Raw genomic sequence first — 18834 nt, forward strand, 5'->3', positions numbered from 1 at the left:
ACAACAGCGCACCATCCCGACCGTTCACCACGGGACGGTCTCCCCGAAGCGGTCCAGGTACGCCAGCCCGGGTTTTCCCCGCCGGGAGAGCAGCACGTCCACCACGCGCGGGGTGCTCTCCTCGATGGTGAACGGCGCGTCCGGCCCGCCTAGGGCGGTATGGATCCAGCCGGGCGCCATGAGCACGAACGCGCGCCCGGTACCGGACTGGCGGATGGCGAAGCTGCTCATGAACATGTTCAGGGCCGCCTTGCTGCCCCGGTAGACCTCGCGCGATCCGGCGATGTTGTTCGTGATGCTGCCCTGCCCGGAGGACATGGCCCCGATGAGTCCGGCGGCGGACACCAGGTCTTCGAGGGCCTCGATGACCCGCATCGGGCTGAGCGCGTTGGTGACCATCACCTCGACGAAATCGGCCGTGGAAACCGAGCCGATCGGGGTCTGCTCGTTGTTCGTGGTCCCCGCGTTCACGAACAGCAGATCCAGCTCGCGGTGCGCGAGCCGTTCGTGCAGCGGTGGCAGCTGTCCGGGTTCGTTGATGTCCAGGTGTTCGACCTCGATGCGGCCCTCCGAGCCGTCGGCCAGCTCGTGCAGCGGGGTCCGGGCTTCCGGATCCCGGACCGTGCCGATGACCTGCCACCCCCGGCCGAGGAGCTCGGCCGCCATCGCGTGCCCGAGCCCTCGGGAGGCGCCGATGATCAGCGCGGTCGGGGTAGATCCTGTCGTGTGAGTCAATGACTGTCCCTTCGAATGCCTGCGATGTGCTTCGAGTGTTCCCGCCACGCGGTCTTCGGTGCACGTTCGCCGCCGGTATTCGTAGGATCACGGCTATGCCTGGCCCTGTTGTGCGTGAATCCGTCGCTGTATCGCCCGACGATGTGCGTCTCATCCGGGCGCTCCAGATCGCGCCACGGGCCTCGTTCGCCACGATCGCGAACGCGCTCGGCCACTCCGAGGCCGCGGTCCGTCGCCGTTATCGCAGGCTGTGCGCCGACGGCGTGGTCCGCATCGCCGGTGTGGCCAATCCGGGGGCTTCGGGTCAGAGCCGCTGGTTGGTGCGCGTGCGCTGCCGCCCGGGCAGTGCCGCGGCGATCGCCGGGGCACTCGCGAAGCGCGCGGATGTCAGCTGGGTTGCCCTGGCCGCGGCGGGCTCGGAGATCACCTGCGCGGTCCGGTCCCGGAGCGCGGAACAGCGGGAGAACCTGCTCGGGCAGCGGCTTCCGCGCACCGCGGCAGTCCTCGATGTCAACGCGTCCGTGATGCTGCGCCAGTTCGTCGGCGGCCGCGCGCACTACTGGGCGGCGCTGCGCGGCACACTGACCCCGGAGGAGGAATCGGCACTCGGCGGCGCGGAGAGCCCGTTCCCGGAATCCCCGGTGGTCGCCGCCGATCCGGTGCGGCTCACCGAGGCGGACGAAGGGATGCTGAACCTGCTCGCCGCGGACGGCCGCGCCAGCCAGGTCGATCTCGCCGCGGCGGCAGACCTCACCCCGGGGCGGGCCGGGCGCCGGCTGCAAACCCTGTTGCGGCACCGGGTCGTGCACGTGGATGTCGAGATCGCCCCCGCGGCGCTCGGCTATCACGCCAGGGCGAACCTGTGGCTGCGCGTGCACCCCTCGGCGATCAAGAGCGTCGGACGGACCCTCGCCGAGGAACCCGGGATCGCGTTCGCGGCGGCCATCTCCGGGCCGTACAACCTGAACGCCGTGGCGCACTGCCGGGACCTGGACGAACTGTTCGAGTTCAGCACCGAGCGCATCGGCGCGCTTTCCGGAGTGCAGAGCATGGAGCTCTCCCCGCTGCATCAGCAGGTCAAACAGGCGGGAACGCTCGTATACGAGGACCGGCTCGGCCCGCGCCCGGATCAGGAGGTGTCGAGCGATTCCAGTTCGACCGAGCCACCGGGCCGCACCCGGCGCGCCCGCCGATAGCCGTATCCGGCGTACACGGCGAGCCCGAGCACCAGCCAGCCACCGAGGCGGGCCCAGGTCTCCCAGTGCAGATAGGACATCAACCAGATGGAGAACCCGATGCTGCACAGCGGCACGACGGGCATTCCCGGGCAGCGGAAACCGCGCCGCAGCCCGGGCTTGCGGTAGCGCAGCACCAGAACGGCACCGGAAACCAGCACGAAGGCGAGCAGTACGCCGATATTGGTGAGCTCGGCGACGGTGTTGATCGGAAAGAGCCCGGCGAGCGCGGCGGCGATGATCCCGATGCTCCAGGTGGCGCGGTGCGGGATCCGGCGTTTGGGATGCAACACGGCGAAGGTCGCGGGCATGAGGCCATCGCGGCCGAGCGCGTACCAGATACGTGCGGCACCCATCATGAAGGAGAAGGTCACCGTGACGATGCCGATGATCGCGCCGAGGGCGACGATATTGGCCACCCCGGCGAAGCCGACACTGCGCAGCGCGCTGGAGAACCCGCTCTTCGGGTCGAGCCGGGAGTAGTGCTGCATTCCGGTGAGCACGATGCAGGCGAGCACATAGAGCACCATGGAGACCCCGAGCGAGATCAGCATCGCTTTGGGTAGATGACGGCGCGCGGAGACGCTTTCCTCGGCGGCCGAAGAGAGCGCGTCGTAACCGAAGACCGCGAAAAACACGGTGGACGCGCCGGTGAGCGCCCCCGTCACGCCGAACGGGGCGAAGGGATGCAGATTGGCCGGGTCGAGCCGGGTGAACCCGAGCACGATGACCACGAGCACGATCAGGATCTTGATGATCGTCAGCACCGTCTCCACCCGCGCCGAGGTGCGCGTTCCCCTGGTGAGCAGCCAGGCGACCGCGAGGCAGATGAGCATGGCGATCAGGTCCACCCGGTGCCCGGCCCCGGTCCCCGGTGCGCCGAGCGCCCACTGCGGCAGGTGCATGCCGAGCCCGTCGAGCAGAAACCCGAGATACCCGGACATGCCGATCGCGACGACGGCCACGATCGCGGTGTACTCCAGCAGCAGGTCCCAGCCGACGATCCAGCCGACGAGTTCACCGAGCACGGCCGCACAGTAGGTGTAGGAGGAACCCGCCCGCGGCACCATGCCCGCGAACTCGGCGTAGGCGAACGCGGCGAACAGCGAGGCGAGCCCGGCCACGAGGAACGATACGAGCACCGCTGGACCCGCGGTGTCCTTGGCGACGGAGGCGGCGAGGCTGAAGATCCCGGCACCGATGATCGCGCCGATCCCGATCATGGTCAGCTGGGTGAGCCCGAGCGTGCGCACCATGCGCGAACTGCCGGGCGGTTCGGCGGGCAGCGTCCGCCGCAGCACGCCGCTGGGCCCGGTACCGAACAGGGTGGACAGCCGCGATACCGCCATTGGCACGCTCCGATCCGAGGTGAGCGAGGTTGCCGATCACCTTGGAACACGCCGGGTCCGCGGGGAAGAGGAAGCAGGCCGAGACCCGCGCGCCCTCAGCGTGAGGTGCGCTGTGGGTGCCCGGTCAGATCGATGGTGAACCACACCTCGTCGCGGTAGTCCTCGTCCCCGAGGTGCACCGCGCCCGGCCAGCGACCGCGCTCGGTCCAGCCGTGCTCGGTGTAGAAGCGCTCCAGCCCGTCCCCGGAGCGCACCCCGAGGGACACGGTGCGCAGCCCGATCTCGCGGGCGTGCGCTACCGCGGCGTTCAGCAGCGCACCGCCGACGCCGAGGCCCTGCGCCGCGGGACTGACCATGAGCCTGCGCACCTCGCCGCGATGCTGGACCGCGGGCACATCGGCGGGGACCAGGAACACCACACCGAGCAGCCGCTCCTGCTCATGAGCCACGAAGAGCAGTTCCTGCCCCTCGGCGACCGCGGCGAGCACCGCGTCGGTGGCCGAACGGATCAGTTCCGGATCGTCGGCCGCGGTGAACCCGACCGCTCCCCCGGACTCGGTGACCTCGGCCCAGAGCGCGGTGAGCCGCTCGGCGAAGCCATCGCCGAGGGTCCGCGCGAGCTCGACCCGTGCCATGACACCACTATGGCAGGTCCCTGGTGAACCACACCTCAGCACGGTATCCGCCGTCCGCGAACCGCACCGCGCGTGGCCAGCGACCGCGCTCGGCGAAGCCGTGCGCACGGTAGAATCCGCCGAGGCCGGTGCCCGAGCGGGTGCGCAGGAAAACCGCCTCGACACCATCCTTCACCAGCGCGTCGAGGCCGTGTTCGAGCAGGCGGGTGCCCCAGCCGGTCCCCTGCAGGCCGGGGTGCAAACCGAGCCATTCGAGCTCGGCGGTGTGCCTGCGTACCGGCCGGTGACCGCGGCGGAAAATACGCGAACCCGCGGACACCGGACTCGTCGAAGACCACGAACAGGTAGCTGTCCGGGGATCCGAGCCCGTCCACGACCGCGCGCGCCGCCCCGCGGACGGCCGCGTCCGGATCACCCCGGTCGCTGTGTCCGACGGCGCACGCTCCTCGCTCGGTCCGAGCCTCGCTCGCTAGCGCTCGCTACGATTCTCCCTCGATCGTCGCATGCGCGAGTCAGCCCAGCTCGGGGAACCACAACTTGATCTCGCGCGCGGCCGATTCCGGGGAGTCCGAGCCGTGCACCAGGTTGTACTGGGTCTCCAGGCCGTAGTCGCCGCGCAGGCTGCCCGGGGCCGCCTTCTCCACCGGGTCGGTACCGCCGGCGATCTGGCGGAAGGCCGGGATCGCGCGGGTGCCCTCGACGACGATCGCGACGACCGGACCGGAGGTGATGAACTCGAGCAGGTCACCGAAGAACGGCTTGTCCTTGTGCTCGGCGTAGTGCTCCTCGGCCACCGAGCGCTCGACGTCACGGAGTTCGAGCGCGGCCAGTCGCAGGCCCTTGCGCTCGATCCTGCTGATCACTTCGCCGACCAGGCCGCGCTCCACGCCGTCCGGCTTGACGAGGACAAGGGTGCGCTCACTCACGATTGATTACTCCTTCGATCAAGTATTACCCGCGCATAACCGTAACGGGTGGTCAGCCGCCGTCTTTCGCCAGGCAGGCCAGTTGCCCCGAGGACGGGGAGCGGTAATACCAGACATCGGCTTCCGGCAGATCGGTGCACGCCGAGGCGGGGGTGGCCGTTGAGGCCATGCGCACCACCCGCGAGGCGTCCCGATCGGTGCCGCAGTCGACCCGGTGCGCGCCCTTGTCGGTGCCGAGCACCACACAGTCCCCGGTGTGCAGCAGCAGCGAAACGCAGTACACCGCGTTCGCCGAATCGTCCCGCTGCACCGCGCCCCAGCGGGTGAAGTCCGCGACCGCCGCGCAGTCCTGCGGGGTGCGCCCGACCGCGTTGATCACGAACACCGATTCGTCCCCGGTGCACGAGGCGGGGCGCAGCGATCCCGGGTGGTCCGAGTAGAAGCAGGAACCGACCGCGAACGGGGTGGCACCGGCCCCGCTCGGCAGCGCGTGCCCGGCGACCTCCGCGCTGTTGCCCATGCCGATGGAGAGCAGGCCGAGCAGGGCGCCGACGGCCAGCGCGAGCACCAGACCGAGGACGAGCAGCACCCTGCTGCGCACTAAGACCCCTGCCCGTCACCCGGTTGCTGACTCGGCAGGGTGCCCTGCCGGTACCGGCGGAGCACATCCGCGCGCAAGCGCAGCATGATCACCCAGATGATCAGGAACAGCACCCCGATGACCGCGAGCGCGCCGAGCACCAGCCCGCACAGGCTCACCACGACCTGCAGGCCGAGCCCGGCGATCGGGCTCCAGGAGAAGCCGAGCAGCCCGCACAGCGCGAGCAGGGCGACCACGAGACCGAGCACCACCCAGCCCGCGCCGCTGGCGAACCCGCCGCCGAGCTTCGCGGCCACCGGGAGGGCGAGCGCGATCACGATCGCCTCCATGACCAGCGCACCGGCCATGACGCCACGGAAGGACCGCGCCGGATCCTTGGCCTGGGGCTGCTGGTCCGCTGCTTCCTCTGGCTGCGCACCGTCTGGTTTGGCACCGTCTGGGGTCATGCCGGATCCTTCCCGAACAGTGCGCGTGCCTCGCCCGCGGTCACCACCGATCCGGTCACCAGCACTCCGGCGCCGGACCACTGCTCGTCGGCTTCGTCCTCGGTGAGCGCGACCGCGCGCTCGACCGCGTCGTCGAGGCGCCCGACGACCTCGACCCGTTCGTCGCCGAAGATCGCCTCCGCACGGTCGGCGAGTTCGTGCGCGGGCAGTGCGCGCGGCGAGGAGTTGGTGGTGAGCACGATCGAGGAGAGCACCGGTTCGAGTGCGGTGAGGATGCCGGTCGCGTCCTTGTCCCCGAGCACGCCGAGCACCCCGACCAGTTTGCGGAAGGCGAACTCGGACTCGATGGCCGCGGCGAGCGCGGCCGCGCCGTGCGGGTTGTGTGCCGCGTCGGTGAGCACCGTCGGCGCCGAGCGCAGCCGTTCGAGCCTGCCGGGAACCCGCACGCTCTCGAATCCCTCGCGCACCCGGTCGATGTCGAGCCGGTGACTCTTGCCCGCACCGAAGAACGCCTCCACGGTCGCGAGCGCGAGCGCGGCATTCGCGGCCTGGTGCGCGCCGTGCAGCGGGAGGAAGATCTCCTCGTACTCGCCGCCGAGCCCCTGCAGCAGCAAGCGCTGTCCGCCGATCGCCACATCCCGTTGCAGCACACCGAATTCCGAACCCTGGCGGGCCACGGTGGCATCCATCTCTGCCACCTTCTCCAGAATCGTGCGCGCGGCCTCCGGCTCCTGCTCGGCCAGGATGACGGTGGCGCCTTCCTTGATGATGCCCGCTTTCTCCTCGGCGATCCCGGACAGATCGCTGCCGAGGTATTCGACGTGGTCGATGCCGACCGGAGTGATCGTGGCGACCTGACCGTCGGCGATATTCGTGGAGTCCAGCCTGCCGCCGAGTCCGACCTCGACGATCCCCACCTCGATGGGGGCGTCGGCGAACGCGGCGTAGGCCATCGCGGTGAGCACTTCGAACTTGGAAAGCGGCACCTCGGCACTTTTGTCCACAATGGACAGATAGGGCTCGATCTCCCGGTAGGTCTCGATATAGCGCTTCGCCTCGATCGGCGCGTTGTCGATGGAGATGCGCTCGGTGACCGACTGCAGGTGCGGGCTGGTGAACCGGCCGGTGCGCAGTCCGATCGTGGACATCAGCGCATCGATCATCCGCACGACCGAGGTCTTGCCGTTGGTCCCCGCGACGTGCAGCACCGGATAGCTGCGCTGCGGCTGGCCGAGGATGTCGGCGAGCGCGGCGATCCGCGCCAGTGACGGGTCGATCTTCGACTCGGGCCAGCGGGTGTTGAGCTCGGCTTCGATCACGCGCAGCTCGTCCAGCACGGCCGGGTCCTCGCGCGGCACCTCGACTCCTACTCCTCGCACCGTTTCCTACCTCGCCCGAGTCTACGCACCGCACCGGATCACCACCCGCTTGGGCGTCGCGGCCACCGGCGGACCGGAGCACTATGTCGTACATGCTCCGAACACGCGTCATCACGCTGTGCAGTCTGGTCGGCGTGCTGCTGCTCGGCCTCGGCACATCCGCGAGCGCCCTGCCGAGCCCCCGCTACCAGCACTACGTCGCCCTCGGTGACTCGTACACCGCAGGTCCGCTGATCCCCATGCAGCGGCTGAGCCCGCTCGGCTGCTTCCGGTCCACGAACAACTACCCGACGCTCCTGGCCGGCAAGCTCAAAGCCGAGGACTTCACCGATGTGAGCTGCTCCGCGGCGACCACGGAGCACATGACCACCGAACAGAAAGTGTTCGCGGGCACGAACGCCCCGCAGCTGGACGCGCTTTCCGACGACACCGACCTGGTCACCCTCGGCATCGGCGGCAACGATTTCAGCGTGTTCGGCACCGTCACCGGCGAATGCCCGAAACTGCGCGAGAACGATCCGAAGGGCGCGCCGTGCCAGGCGAAGTACGCAGACACCTTCGCCAAGGCCTACCCGGAGATCACCCAACGCATCGCGGCCGTGCTCACCGGCATCCACCAGCGCGCGCCGAAGGCGAAGGTACTCGTGCTCGGTTACCCGGACATCGTGCCGGCCACCGGGACCTGCCCGGACCGGCTCCCGCTCGCGGACGGGGACTACCCCTTCGGCCGCTCGGTCGAGATCTCGCTCGACGACGCGATTCGCGCGGCGACCGAACAGGACGGGAACGCGTCCTATGTGGACACTTTCACCCCGACCGAGGATCACGATGTCTGCGCGAAACAGCCGTGGATCAACGGCAAGACCCTCAACCCGTTCGCCGCGATGGCCTATCACCCGTTCCGCGAGGCGATGGTCGCCGAGGCCGGGCTGGCCTACCGGCTGCTCGGCGGGGACGCGCGCGCGGTGCTGAACACGCCGTACCCGGTGCACGGCCCGGTCGCGAACGAGCACCAGCTGCGTTCGGCCACGGCCGGTTAACCGTCCAGGTGCTCGCGTAGCGTGGGCAGGAATCGCCGGTCGGTGGCCAGCCAGCCGAGCTCGCCCAGTTCCGGTGCGCGCACCCAGCGCACACCGAGGTGCTCGGTGGCGACCGGTTCGGCCGCCGGATCGGCGAGCCGCGCGGTCCACAGGTGCAGCACCAAACCCGCGCGCAGCGCCACCGCGGGCCCGATCCGCTCGCCGGGCAACACCTCGACGGCCAGTTCCTCCCGGCATTCCCGGCGCACCGCGACCGGCTCGGTCTCCCCGGGTTCCACCCGTCCACCGGGGAACTCCCAGCCGCCCGCGTCCTCCGGCGGATAGGCACGCTGCTGGGCGAGCACCCAATCCGCGCGCAGCAGCGCGGTCGCGACCACGATCACGGGCGGGACGCTACCGTGCCGCGGGCCAGCGGATGTCGAAGCGCGCCCCGCCCTCCGGGGAGTCGGCGACCCGCACACTGCCGCGCCGGGCCCGTACCAGTTCGGCCACCAGCGCCAGGCCGAGTCCGCTTCCTCCCGAATCGCGCGCCCGGTCGTCGGCGAGCCGATAGAAGCGGTCGAACACCTTGGCACGGTGTTCGGCCGCGATACCCGGTCCGTCGTCGTCCACGAGCAGCCGCACCGAGCGACCGCTGGGCAGCACGCTGACCCGGATGTGCGCGTGCGCGTACCGGCGCGCGTTGCGCAGCAGGTTGTCCAGTACCACCTTCACCTCGGGCGCGGCCGAGAGCACGCTGCACTCCCCCGCGGGCGCCTCGAACCAGACCGGAGTCCCCGCGCCGAGGCGTTCGATGGCCGCGTGCACCGCGAAGGCGAGGTCCACCGCCTGCGCCTGCGCGATCCGGCCCGCGTCCGAGCGGGCGAGCACCAGCAGGTCCTCGACCAGGGTGGACAACCGCTGCGCCTCGGCCTCGATCTCGGCGAGCACCTCCTGAGCGGCCTCCGGATCCGGATGCAGCACCGCGACCTCGGCCTGCGCGCGGATCGCGGTGACCGGGGAACGCAGCTCGTGCGCCGCGTCCCCGGTGAACCGCTGCAGTCGCGCGGTGGCCTCGTCCCTGCGCTGCAGCAGCCCGTTGAGCGCGGCGGTGAGCTCGTGCAGTTCGTCGTGCGCGACGGGTTCGGGGAGCCGTTGCCCGGTCGGCAGTTCCCGTGCCGCGGCCCGCATCTTGCGGATCGGGCGCAGTACGAAGCGGATCGCCAGCCAGCACAGCACGCCCACCCCGGCGGCACCGAGCACCGCACCACCGATCATCCACTGCCGCGCGGTGTGCACCAGGTAGCCGTAGCCGGTCAGCGGGACCGCGGCGGCGACGAGGCGCTGTGCCCCGTCCGGCGCGGTGACCACGCCGCCGAGCCAGCGCAGCATCGGCTCGCCGTTCTCGTTGACCGGAACGCCCGCCTTGAGCGCGTCGAGCTCGTGCCGGTCGAGTGGGGTGCGCGCACCGCCGTCGACCGGTCCGCCCGCAGTGTCCAGCACGCGCACCGTGACCCCCGGCGAGGGCGGGGCCATCGCCGAACCGTGCGCGACCGCGGACCGCGCGGCACCCAGTCGCGGCGCGATGGCCTCGTCGGCCGCGTTGATCGTGAGCGTTCCGAGCAGGCTCCCGGACAGCAGCACGAGCACCAGCAGCAGCGCGAGCGAGCCGAACGCGACGACCAGGCTCACCCGGAAGGCGAGCGAACGGCGCAGCCACCAGCCTTTCACGGTGCGGCGACCAGATAGCCGTGTCCGCGCACCGTGCGCAGCAGTTCACCTGCCCCCGCCGCTTCGAGCTTCTTGCGCAGGTACCCGACGTAGACCTCGACGGCATTGCGGGTGGCCGCCTGCTCGTCCCCCCAGGCGGCGCGCAGCAGCTCGTCCTTGCTCACCGAGGATCCCGGACGGCTCGCGAGTGCTTCGAGCACGGCGAACTCCCGCGGGGAAAGCGGCAGCGGTTCGCCGGAGAACCGGGCCTCCCTGGCGCCGCGGTCCACTTCGAGCTCGCCGACCCGCAGCACGCCCGCCCCCTCGTCCGCTCCGCGCCGCAGCAGGGCCTTGACCTGGGCGGCGAGCACCACGAAGGAGAAGGGTTTCACCACGTATCCGTCCGCGCCGAGATCGAGCCCGTCGGCCTGGTCATAGTCCCCGTCCTTGGCGGAGACCAGCAGCACCGGGGTGCGCACCCCGTCCGCGCGTAACCGTTCGAGCACCCGGTAGCCGGAAAGCCCGGGCAGCATGATGTCCAGCAGGATCACCGAGAAGCTCCCGGTCCCGGCCAGTTCGAGGGCACTGGGTCCGTCGGCGGCGGTGACCACATCCATCCCCTCCGCGGTCAGCCCGCGCTGCAGCGCCCTGCGCACGCCCAATTCGTCGTCGACCACAAGCACTCTCGGTTTCACGGGCTCAGCATGCCTTGTCCTGGGCACGGATGCCGGGTGCTCTCAGTGCGGTCTCAGCTTCCGGGGTGCATGCTCAGTGGTGTGGACGGGGAGAACCGAAGGAGAAACCGCATGAAGACCAAGAAGGTGACCACCGGCATCGCGGTCGTCGGCGTGCTCGCGGGCGCGGCCGGGCTGGCGATCGTCACGGTCCCCGCAGGCGCCGATCCCGCGCCGCAGCTGCCGAAGGTGAGCCCGGAGTCGCTGGTCAGCTCGGCACTGCAGGCCAAGCCCGCCCAGTTCGGCGGCACCGTGAGCGCCACGAGCAACCTCGGCATCCCGCTTCCCGAGCTCAAGCAGGGCACCGACGGCAACTACAGCGCACAGGTCTACTACGGCGGCGGGGACAAGTACCGGCTGACCAGCGCCCAGCAGGGCGGTGCGCAGCACACCACGGTCTCGGACGGCTCGACGCTGTGGAACTACGGCTCGAAGGACCGCACGGTCAACAAGCTGCCGATGCAGCAGGTCAAGGCGCACGAGAAGGCGATGCAGGAGCGCAGCAAGGGCGATCCGGTCGCGATGAGCAAGCAGCTGGTCGGCAAATTGCGCCAGTCCAGCGACCTCACCGTGGACGGCACCGCGCGGGTCGCCGACCGGGATGCCTACGAGCTGGTGCTGACTCCGAAGCCGAGCGAGAAGACCCTGGTCCGTGAGGTCCGGGTGGCCGTGGACGCGCAGACGCGGATGCCGCTGCGGTTCGAGGCCTTCGGCAACGGTTCCTCCGATCCGGCGCTCGAGTTCGGCTTCACGAAGCTCGATGTCGGCCGGCAGGACCCGGCGCTGTTCTCGTTCACCCCGCCCCAGGGCGCGAAGGTGACCACGGTCGACCCGGGCAAGCACATGGACAAGCTCAAGAAGCAGCCGAAGCAGCAAATGCGCACCGTCGGCGAGGGCTGGGACACCGTGCTCACCGGGAAGCTGGACGCCAAGAACGCGAAGCTGCCGCAGGGCAAGCAGGAGTCCGGTCAGCGCAACACCCCGGCCGGGATCATGGACCGGTTCGCCAAGCCGGTGCACGGCGCCTACGGCAACGGCCACCTGATCAGCACCTCCATCGGAACCGCGCTGATCACCGATGACGGCCGGTTCGCCGCAGGGCTGGTTCCGCAGCAGGTCCTCGAGCAGGCGCTGGGCACCAAGTGACCACCACGATGCGACCCACTCCGGGCCCGGGGGCGGAAACGCTCCCGGGGCCCGGGGCCGGGAAGGACCAGGAACTCGCCGCCGCGACGCGGGGACTCGGCAAACGGTTCAAGGGGGTCGACGCCGTCTCCGAGCTCGATCTCGAGGTGCCGCGCGGATCGGTGCTCGGCCTGCTCGGGCCGAACGGTTCCGGCAAGACCACCACGATCCGGATGCTGCTCGGGCTCACCGCGCCGAGCACCGGAACCGCGGAGCTGCTCGGGGCGCGCATGCCCGAACAGGCCCAGCAGGTGCTGTCCACGGTCGGCGCACTGGTCGAAGGACCCGGTTTCCACTCCTTTCTCTCCGGGCGGGACAACCTGCGCCGGTGCGCGGCCGCCGAACCCCGGCTGGCCACCCGTTCGATCAAGGCCGCCGTGGATTCCGCGCTCGAACGCGTCGGGCTCACCGAGGCCGCCGACCGGCGCTACCGCGGCTACTCGCTGGGCATGAAGCAGCGGCTGGGGCTCGCCGCGGCCCTGCTCGTCCCGCGCGAACTCGTGATCCTGGACGAGCCGACGAACGGGCTCGATCCCGCGGGTACCCGTGAGGTGCGCGCGGTGATCGGCGAGCTGCACCGCGAGGGGACCACCGTGATCGTCTCCTCGCACCTGCTCGCCGAGGTGGAGGCGACCTGTACGCACGTCGCCGTGATGAACCGCGGAAGCCTTGTCGCACAAGGACAGCTCGACGAACTGCTGGAGGCGGGAAACACCGGCCTCGAGGTGCGCACCGAGGATGCGCCCGCCGCGCTCGAGGCACTCGGCGCGGAACGGGTGCCCGCCCGCGAGGTGGAGGGCGGAGTGCTCGTGGACCTCACCACCGCCCGCCCGGAGCAGGTGCTGCGTGTTCTCGTGCGGGCCGAGGTCGCGGTGACCGAGGCACGCAAACAGCGCACCGGTCTCGAGGACCTGTTCGCCCAACTGACCGAGGAAGGAGCGCAGGCATGAGCCCGGAGGCGACGAGCGCGGGAGCATCGCAGCGAGCCCTGGCGAGCGAGGAGCGCACCGGGGGAGGAGTGCAGGCATGAGTACAGCCACCCTGGCCGAACCGGCGACCGGCCGCACCCTGCGTGCCGGCGCCACCCGGGCCCCGCTCGGCCGGTTGATCGGCTCCGAACTGCGCTGGATGCTGTTGCGCCGCAGGACCGTGTTCGCGCTCGCGGGGCTCGCCCTGATCCCCATCATCATCGGGATCGGGCTGTCCGTGGCCACCGGATCCGGCATGCTCGCAGGCGGACTGGACACCCTGCTGCGCGGCAACGGCCTGGTCCTGCCGATGCTCACCCTCCTGCTGCTCGCCAACCTGTTCCTGCCGTTGATCGCCTCGATGTTCGCGGCGGACGCGATCGCGGGCGAGTCCGCGAGCGGAACACTGCGCGGGCTGCTCGTCGCCCCGGTCGGGCGGCTGCGCCTGCTCGGCGTCAAGGCCTTCGGAGTCGCGGTCGCATCCCTGGTCGCGGTGCTCGTCGTCGCGATCACCTCGATCATCATCGGCGAGATCCTGTTCGGTGGCACCGGAATGCTCAGTTTCTCCGGCACCCCGGTCGGACTCGGCGGCGCACTGGGCCGCATCGGGCTCGCCGTGCTGTGGACCACCGTGCAGCTGTTCGGCATCGGCGCGGTCGCGCTGGCCATCTCCGCGTTCACCGAGCACCCGCTCGTCGTGATGGCCTCGACCCTGGCCGGCGTGATCGTGTTCAGCGTGCTCAACAACATCTCGCAGCTCTCGGCGATCCATCCGCTGCTGATCACCAACGGCACCATGAGCGGGGCGATTCCCGGACTGCTCGGCGGTCCGATGGACCTCGGCCCGTACGGCCAGAGCATGCTCGTCGCCGCTTGCTACACGGTCATCGGGCTCTCGATCACCGCGATCCGCATGGTCAATCCCCGCTGAGGTAGTTCTCCTGAGGCGATCCACGACCGGGGCCCGGTCGCTCACGAACCGAACCGTCCACGCTGAGCGACCGGGCCCATTCCTCCGTTCGCCGGACTGCCGGTTCTCGAGCCCCGTCGTCCATTTCTGCCGAGCAGAGCGTGGACGCGTCCGCCGACAGCGCCCTCTCCGGGAGCGGGTACCGCTGCATCGACCTCGACGACTGCTGGGCCGCGAAGGCGCGAGACCCGGCAGCCGGTGCCCGACCCGAATCGGTTGCCGCACGGCATCAAGGCGCTCGCCGGGTACGACAACTGCAACAACCCCGGCCGCCCCGCCGAGGCCCGGTCCAAGGCCGTGTGGCGCCACCGCGGACATCTCCGATGACGGGGATTCCATGACCGGCATCCAGGGGCACAAGGTCCGCGACGGACACCGAGGTGTGGGTGAAGCCGATGTCCGATGGTCCGGTCGCCGCCGCGTTGTTCGATCGGGGCGCCGGGGCCGTGAAGCTGGCCGGGTCTGGCCAGAACCGCGTTGAGTCGTCACCATGGCCGTATGACTGCACTACTGAGCGAACAACAGATATCGGACGCACTCGGCGAACTCCCCGAATGGCACCGCGAGGGCGAGGCCATCACCCGTTCCGCGAAACTGCCCAGCTTTCCGGAAGCGATCACCGCCGTGGACCGCATCGCCGAGATCGCCGAGCGCGCCGATCACCATCCCGATATCGACATCCGCTGGCGCACACTCACCTTCACCTGTGCCACCCATTCCGAAGGCGGAATCACCGAGAAGGACACCCGGCTCGCCACCGAGATCGACAACGTGCTCGCTTCCTTCGGATAGTGCCGGTAGAAACCGATCCGGCCGCCAGTAGGTCGACTCGTCTTGCTACACAAGCACGAATCGCCCTCGAGTCGACCTACTTCCGGCCCTTTGGTAAAGCCCGCATGAAGCGCTGATCACAGGTCCGCGCGGGACGCTAACGATCGGCCCGCGCGGGGCGATCTCATGGGTGCGCAGAGAAAATTCGGGGAGTGCACCAATGTTGAACATGTCCACCAGCCACGCAGGCGTCCACAATCATCGGACCGCCACCATCGTCGCCGCGGTCCTCGCCCTGCTCGGGGTCGTGGCCCTGTTCAGCACCGTGCCCGTCGATTTCGCCGTATTCATCCTCTTCGCCGCGGGCATCGTGCTCGCCGGTGGAGCCGTGCTGATCTACACCGCCCGCCAGTACCGCCGCTTCGACGACGAGTGAGCCATCCCGGCGCGCGATGAGTTTTCGGCGCGGCACCGGTCTGGACGGTCATGCCCCCTACGACGACGCACATGACCACCTCGCTCGACGGCTTCGCGGCCGGACCCGAACAGTCCCGGGACGACCCCCTCGGCCGCGGAGCCATGGCGCTGCACCGGTGGCACCTCGACGGTGAATGGCTCGCCGATAACGAGAGCGACCTTCGCTGGCGCGACTGGTTGCTCCGGCCCCGCGGCGCCTACGTGATGGGCCGGAACATGTTCGGGCCCGTGCGCGGCGGCTGGGAGAACGATCCCGAATGGCGCGGCTGGTGGGGCGAAGAACCGCCGTACCACGCCCCCGTCTTCGTCCTCACCCATCACGAACACGAGCCGATCGAGATGGCGGGCGGAACCACCTTCCACTTCGTCACCGGAGGCTTCGCCGAAGCGCTGCGACTCGCCCGCCGAGCCGGAGACGGCGACGTCGACATCGCGGGTGGTGCCTCGACCGTGCGTCAGGCACTCGCCTCCGGCGAACTCGACGAACTCACCCTCGACATCGCCCCCGTCCTGCTCGGTCAGGGTGAACGACTCTTCGACGAAACCACCACCGCGGCCACACTCGAACTCATCGAGGCCGAACACACCCCGCTGGCCACCCACATCCGCTACCGCGTGCACCACTGAGCCGATCCGGGGCCCGCGCGATTTTCCGCGCGGTGCCCGGATTCCGGCTGCTAACTTGGTGCGATGGAGAAGGGGCAACCCAGCAGGACGGCATTGGCGACCGCCTATTGGCGCGCATACCACCAAGTGCTCGATGAGCCGCGTGTGCTGGAGGACCCACTGGCCCTCCGGATCCTGCGGCTGTCACCGGATGATCCGGCCGAGCGGAACGGCGAGCGCTGGGATCGGTTCGGTGGCACCAGCGGCAGCCAGCTCGGCAGGCGACTGTTCTTCGCCACCCGCAGCCGCTTCGCCGAGCAGGTGATCGGCGAAGCCGTGCACGGGGGAACCCGGCAGGTGGTGTTCCTCGGGGCGGGCCTCGACACCTTCGCCTATCGCAACCCGTTCGCGGAACTGCGGGTGTTCGAAGTCGATCATCCCGATACCCAGTCGTGGAAACGACAGCAGCTCGCCGCAGCGGATATTCCGGTCCCGGACTCGGTGACTTTCGCCCCGGTCGATTTCGAGACCGACTCACTCTCGGACGGTTTGGCGGACGCCGGATTCAGCCGCGATGAACCCGCCGTCTTCGTGTGGCTCGGGGTCGTCTTCTACCTGACGCAGGACGCGTTCCAGGAGACGCTGCGGTACATCACCGGACAACGGCGATCCGTACGGCTGGTCCTCGACTACCTGCCCGCCCCGGCCACCGCGGACGAGCAAGCGGCACTGCGGGGCCGGATGGAGCGGCTCATGAGCGCAGGCGAACCGTTCCTCAGCATGTTCACGCCCACCGAGATGGACGGGCTGCTCCGGTCGGCGGGATTCACCGCCGTCGAGGATCACGCGGCGGAGTCACTGATCGAGGGCTACCGCGGCTCGCCCCTGCCCGAAGACGCCGCCCTCCCGAGGCCGGTTTCGCGGGTACTCCAGGCCGGGCGCTGAGCCCATCGGTGGCCGTCCAGGGGCTCCGGAAGCCGATCCGCGTGGATGACGTGCAGCTCGCTGACCGCCCGGGTCAGCGCGACGTAGAGCCGCTGCAGGCCGCGGGCTTCCAACGCGGCGATCCGGGCGGGTTCGACGACGAGCACGGTGTCGAACTCGAGCCCCTTGGTGAGGGTCACCGGCGCCAGGGTGAGGCGTTCGGCTTCCAGGCTTGCTTCATCGGCACCGAGAACGGTGTGTTCGATCCCGTTTCCGGTCAGGGCGCGCTGGAGCTCGGGAACATCCTCGTCCGCGGCGATGAGCCCGACCGATCCCTCCCCGGCCAAGGCGGCCGCGCAGGTGGCGACCGTGGCCCCGATCGTTTCCCCAGGAGCGGTTTCGGTGATGTGCAAGGCCTCGGCGGACTGGCGAAACGACGCCGGGCCACGCAGTTCCGGGGCGATGTGCGCAAGCAGCCGGGCGGCGTAGTCGATGACCTGTGCCGGTACCCGGTAGCCACGGGTCAGTTCCTCGATCCGGCCGTCCGGCCGGTCGAGGTGGGTCAGCACGGTGGTCCAGTCCTCAGCCGCGGACGGGCTGGTGGCCTGGGCCAGATCACCGAGCACGGTGCAGGAACCGGCCATGCGGCGCGCGATCGCCCGGATCTGCATCGGGCTGAGATCCTGGGCCTCGTCGACGACGATGTGCCCGAGCCTGTCCGGTGTCTCGATCAGCGCCGCGCATTCGTCGAGCAGTGCCAGCTCGAGGCTGGTCCAGGCCATCGCCTTCAGGCTGCGCGGGCGCGGGGTGCGCAGGATGGCCTGCTGTTCCTCGGGGGAAAGGATTCCGTCCGCGGCATGCGCCAACCGGGTCCGGTCGGTGAGCAGCTCGAACACGAGGCGGTCCGGACCGGCCATCGGCCACATCTGCCGGACGGCGCGGCCGATCGCCTTGTTACGGCGCAGCTGGGCCGCGGTGGTCGTGCCGGTTCCCCCGGCCCGCTCGATCTGGCGTAGCACCAGTTGCGCCAGGCGCCGGGCCAGCAGTTCACGACCGGAGCCGTAGTCGATCTCGCGACCGCGCACGAGGTCGAGTTGTTCGGCCAGTTCTTCCTCGGACAGGCGCCAGGTCCGGTGCCGGTGCTTGAGTTCCAGCGGCTCCGGCGGCAGTTGGATCCGGGACCACAGGTGCCGCCGGACGACCTCGGCCATCCGGGCATCGCCTTTGATCCGCGCCGCCCGCGGATCCTCGACGTGTTCGACGGTGTGCCCCGAACCGGTGAGCTCGTCGATCGTGGTCTGCGATACCGCCACCTCGCCAAGGGCGGGCAACACGTGGCGAATGTAGGACAGGAAGGAACGGTTGGGCCCGACCACCGCGACCCCGCCGTCGGTGCGCAACCGTTCCCGCTCGGCATAGAGCAGATAGGCGAGGCGATGCAGGCCCACCGCGGTCTTTCCCGTTCCGGGCGCGCCCTGAATGCACAGGGTGCGCTCCAGCGGGGCGCGCACCAGGCTCATCTGTTCGGGCTGGATCGTGGCCACGATGTCGCGCATCGGGCCCTTGCGCGGCCGTTCGATCTCCGCGGCGAGCAGACCGCTGCCGCCGGGTGTGTCCTGGCGATCGATCGGTTCGTCCTCGTACGCGGTCAGCACGCCGTGGTGATCGAAGCCATACCGGCGGCGCACCCGGACCCCCATCGGATCCGGGTAGCTGGCTTCATAGAAGGCACGGGCCAGCGGGGCACGCCAATCGATGACCAAGGGTTCCCCGCGCGCATCCCGGACACCCTGGCGGCCGATATAGACCCGATCGCCTTCCGGCGTGCGAGTATGCGGCCCACCCCCGTCCTGCTCATAGATCCGTCCCGGCGGGTAGTCGAGGCGGCCGAAGAACAGCGGGACCTCTTCCAGGTCCGAGAGCTCCTCGACCCGCTGAGTGCGGAACTGCCGCAACGCGTGGAAGAAATACTTGTTCTCCACGGCGTCCCCCACCTCACCGGCCCCCGTGGCGAGCGCGATGCTGATCTCCGCACGCATGCGGGCCAGCTCCGCACGGCAAGCGTCCAGGTAATCGCGTTCGGCGCGAATCTCCGGCTCGACAGCGTTCCGGTCGGTCTGGTGCATGGTCGTGGCTGGCCTCACTCGGCAACACTAAACTTTAC

22 protein-coding genes are annotated in these 18834 nt (G+C 69.8%); 10 read left to right on the forward strand and 12 right to left on the reverse strand.

Features of this window, described 5'->3' with window-relative positions; translation table 11 throughout:
• Positions 1-24 precede the first annotated feature (24 nt).
• Positions 25-735, reverse strand: coding sequence for an SDR family NAD(P)-dependent oxidoreductase (locus A37U_RS0131800; RefSeq protein ID WP_026197815.1), 711 nt, complete (start codon positions 733-735; stop codon positions 25-27).
• A gap of 143 nt (positions 736-878) precedes the next feature.
• On the opposite strand from A37U_RS0131800, the gene A37U_RS46355 reads away from it, so the two are divergent.
• Positions 879-1931 carry an Lrp/AsnC family transcriptional regulator gene (locus A37U_RS46355; protein ID WP_240437732.1) on the forward strand — a complete coding sequence of 351 codons (1053 nt, stop codon included), beginning with the start codon at positions 879-881 and terminating at the stop codon, positions 1929-1931.
• On the opposite strand, the gene A37U_RS0131810 is transcribed toward A37U_RS46355, so the two are convergent.
• From A37U_RS0131810 to folC, 7 genes are all read right to left on the reverse strand, one after another.
• Complete coding sequence (locus A37U_RS0131810; protein WP_020500730.1) at positions 1865-3319, reverse strand: amino acid permease; 1455 nt, start codon at positions 3317-3319, stop codon at positions 1865-1867. The genes A37U_RS46355 and A37U_RS0131810 overlap by 67 nt on opposite strands.
• Before the next feature lie 95 nt (positions 3320-3414).
• Positions 3415-3954 (reverse strand): GNAT family N-acetyltransferase, encoded by a 540-nt coding sequence (locus A37U_RS0131815; RefSeq protein ID WP_020500731.1) that lies wholly within the window; start codon positions 3952-3954, stop codon positions 3415-3417.
• 7 nt (positions 3955-3961) lie between these two features.
• The gene (locus A37U_RS46360) at positions 3962-4273 is read right to left on the reverse strand and encodes a GNAT family N-acetyltransferase (protein ID WP_020500732.1); all 312 of its coding nucleotides are present in this window, start codon (positions 4271-4273) and stop codon (positions 3962-3964) included.
• Between the two features lie 193 nt (positions 4274-4466).
• Positions 4467-4880 (reverse strand): nucleoside-diphosphate kinase, encoded by a 414-nt coding sequence (ndk, locus tag A37U_RS0131825; RefSeq protein WP_020500733.1) that lies wholly within the window; start codon positions 4878-4880, stop codon positions 4467-4469.
• A 52-nt stretch (positions 4881-4932) separates the two neighbouring features.
• Entirely contained in the window at positions 4933-5481 is a 549-nt protein-coding gene (locus A37U_RS0131830; protein ID WP_020500734.1) for an LppU/SCO3897 family protein, read from the reverse strand.
• Positions 5481-5927: a DUF4233 domain-containing protein gene (locus A37U_RS46365; RefSeq protein ID WP_051111783.1), complete on the reverse strand. Its 447-nt coding sequence runs from the start codon at positions 5925-5927 to the stop codon at positions 5481-5483. The genes A37U_RS0131830 and A37U_RS46365 overlap by 1 nt, the downstream gene beginning before the upstream one ends.
• Positions 5924-7285, reverse strand: coding sequence for a bifunctional tetrahydrofolate synthase/dihydrofolate synthase (gene folC / locus A37U_RS0131840; RefSeq protein ID WP_020500736.1), 1362 nt, complete (start codon positions 7283-7285; stop codon positions 5924-5926). Before folC ends, A37U_RS46365 begins: the two co-directional genes overlap by 4 nt.
• Before the next feature lie 113 nt (positions 7286-7398).
• On the opposite strand from folC, the gene A37U_RS0131845 reads away from it, so the two are divergent.
• Positions 7399-8346, forward strand: a complete 948-nt coding sequence (locus tag A37U_RS0131845; protein WP_083934073.1) for an SGNH/GDSL hydrolase family protein — start codon at positions 7399-7401, stop codon at positions 8344-8346.
• Here A37U_RS0131845 and A37U_RS0131850 read toward each other — a convergent pair.
• From A37U_RS0131850 to A37U_RS0131860, 3 genes are read right to left on the reverse strand one after another with little or no spacing between them, the layout of a single operon-like run.
• Positions 8343-8729: an NUDIX domain-containing protein gene (locus A37U_RS0131850; protein WP_020500738.1), complete on the reverse strand. Its 387-nt coding sequence runs from the start codon at positions 8727-8729 to the stop codon at positions 8343-8345. The two genes, A37U_RS0131845 and A37U_RS0131850, sit on opposite strands and share 4 nt — an antisense overlap.
• Positions 8730-8739: 10 nt before the next feature.
• A complete protein-coding gene (locus A37U_RS0131855) occupies positions 8740-10056 on the reverse strand; it encodes a sensor histidine kinase (protein WP_020500739.1) in 1317 nt (438 codons plus the stop codon).
• Positions 10053-10718: a response regulator transcription factor gene (locus A37U_RS0131860; RefSeq protein ID WP_026197816.1), complete on the reverse strand. Its 666-nt coding sequence runs from the start codon at positions 10716-10718 to the stop codon at positions 10053-10055. The genes A37U_RS0131855 and A37U_RS0131860 overlap by 4 nt, the downstream gene beginning before the upstream one ends.
• A 123-nt stretch (positions 10719-10841) precedes the next feature.
• On the opposite strand from A37U_RS0131860, the gene A37U_RS0131865 reads away from it, so the two are divergent.
• The 8 genes from A37U_RS0131865 to A37U_RS0131900 all read left to right on the forward strand — a co-directional run bounded on the left by A37U_RS0131865 (position 10842) and on the right by A37U_RS0131900 (position 16691).
• The gene (locus A37U_RS0131865; RefSeq protein WP_020500741.1) at positions 10842-11915 is read left to right on the forward strand and encodes a LolA family protein; all 1074 of its coding nucleotides are present in this window, start codon (positions 10842-10844) and stop codon (positions 11913-11915) included.
• On the forward strand, positions 11912-12904 hold the full coding sequence (locus A37U_RS0131870) for an ABC transporter ATP-binding protein (RefSeq protein ID WP_020500742.1): 993 nt from the start codon (positions 11912-11914) through the stop codon (positions 12902-12904). Before A37U_RS0131865 ends, A37U_RS0131870 begins: the two co-directional genes overlap by 4 nt.
• A 76-nt stretch (positions 12905-12980) precedes the next feature.
• The gene (locus A37U_RS0131875) at positions 12981-13853 is read left to right on the forward strand and encodes an ABC transporter permease (protein ID WP_020500743.1); all 873 of its coding nucleotides are present in this window, start codon (positions 12981-12983) and stop codon (positions 13851-13853) included.
• A gap of 237 nt (positions 13854-14090) precedes the next feature.
• Positions 14091-14219: a hypothetical protein gene (locus A37U_RS54055; protein WP_020500744.1), complete on the forward strand. Its 129-nt coding sequence runs from the start codon at positions 14091-14093 to the stop codon at positions 14217-14219.
• 171 nt (positions 14220-14390) lie between these two features.
• The gene (locus A37U_RS0131885) at positions 14391-14684 is read left to right on the forward strand and encodes a 4a-hydroxytetrahydrobiopterin dehydratase (RefSeq protein WP_020500745.1); all 294 of its coding nucleotides are present in this window, start codon (positions 14391-14393) and stop codon (positions 14682-14684) included.
• 208 nt (positions 14685-14892) lie between these two features.
• Positions 14893-15099 (forward strand): hypothetical protein, encoded by a 207-nt coding sequence (locus A37U_RS0131890; protein ID WP_157183137.1) that lies wholly within the window; start codon positions 14893-14895, stop codon positions 15097-15099.
• A 71-nt stretch (positions 15100-15170) separates the two neighbouring features.
• Complete coding sequence (locus A37U_RS0131895) at positions 15171-15767, forward strand: dihydrofolate reductase family protein (RefSeq protein ID WP_020500747.1); 597 nt, start codon at positions 15171-15173, stop codon at positions 15765-15767.
• A gap of 63 nt (positions 15768-15830) precedes the next feature.
• Positions 15831-16691, forward strand: coding sequence for a class I SAM-dependent methyltransferase (locus tag A37U_RS0131900; protein ID WP_026197818.1), 861 nt, complete (start codon positions 15831-15833; stop codon positions 16689-16691).
• On the opposite strand, the gene A37U_RS0131905 is transcribed toward A37U_RS0131900, so the two are convergent.
• Positions 16616-18814: a HelD family protein gene (locus tag A37U_RS0131905; protein ID WP_240437734.1), complete on the reverse strand. Its 2199-nt coding sequence runs from the start codon at positions 18812-18814 to the stop codon at positions 16616-16618. The genes A37U_RS0131900 and A37U_RS0131905 overlap by 76 nt on opposite strands.
• Positions 18815-18834: the final 20 nt, after the last annotated feature.

The sequence above is a fragment of the Sciscionella marina DSM 45152 genome, assembly GCF_000379465.1.
GTDB lineage: Bacteria > Actinomycetota > Actinomycetes > Mycobacteriales > Pseudonocardiaceae > Sciscionella > Sciscionella marina.

Excerpts from the sequence above, each read along its gene's own strand:
- A37U_RS0131810 (WP_020500730.1), bottom strand. The coding sequence starts at position 3,319 with ATGGCGGTATCGCGGCTGTCCACCCTGTTCGGTACCGGGCCCAGCGGC.
- A37U_RS0131815 (WP_020500731.1), bottom strand. The coding sequence starts at position 3,954 with ATGGCACGGGTCGAGCTCGCGCGGACCCTCGGCGATGGCTTCGCCGAG.
- A37U_RS46365 (WP_051111783.1), bottom strand. The coding sequence starts at position 5,927 with ATGACCCCAGACGGTGCCAAACCAGACGGTGCGCAGCCAGAGGAAGCA.
- A37U_RS0131845 (WP_083934073.1), top strand. The coding sequence starts at position 7,399 with ATGCTCCGAACACGCGTCATCACGCTGTGCAGTCTGGTCGGCGTGCTG.
- A37U_RS0131865 (WP_020500741.1), top strand. The coding sequence starts at position 10,842 with ATGAAGACCAAGAAGGTGACCACCGGCATCGCGGTCGTCGGCGTGCTC.
- A37U_RS0131875 (WP_020500743.1), top strand. The coding sequence starts at position 12,981 with ATGAGTACAGCCACCCTGGCCGAACCGGCGACCGGCCGCACCCTGCGT.
- A37U_RS0131885 (WP_020500745.1), top strand. The coding sequence starts at position 14,391 with ATGACTGCACTACTGAGCGAACAACAGATATCGGACGCACTCGGCGAA.
- A37U_RS0131890 (WP_157183137.1), top strand. The coding sequence starts at position 14,893 with ATGTCCACCAGCCACGCAGGCGTCCACAATCATCGGACCGCCACCATC.
- A37U_RS0131895 (WP_020500747.1), top strand. The coding sequence starts at position 15,171 with ATGACCACCTCGCTCGACGGCTTCGCGGCCGGACCCGAACAGTCCCGG.
- A37U_RS0131900 (WP_026197818.1), top strand. The coding sequence starts at position 15,831 with ATGGAGAAGGGGCAACCCAGCAGGACGGCATTGGCGACCGCCTATTGG.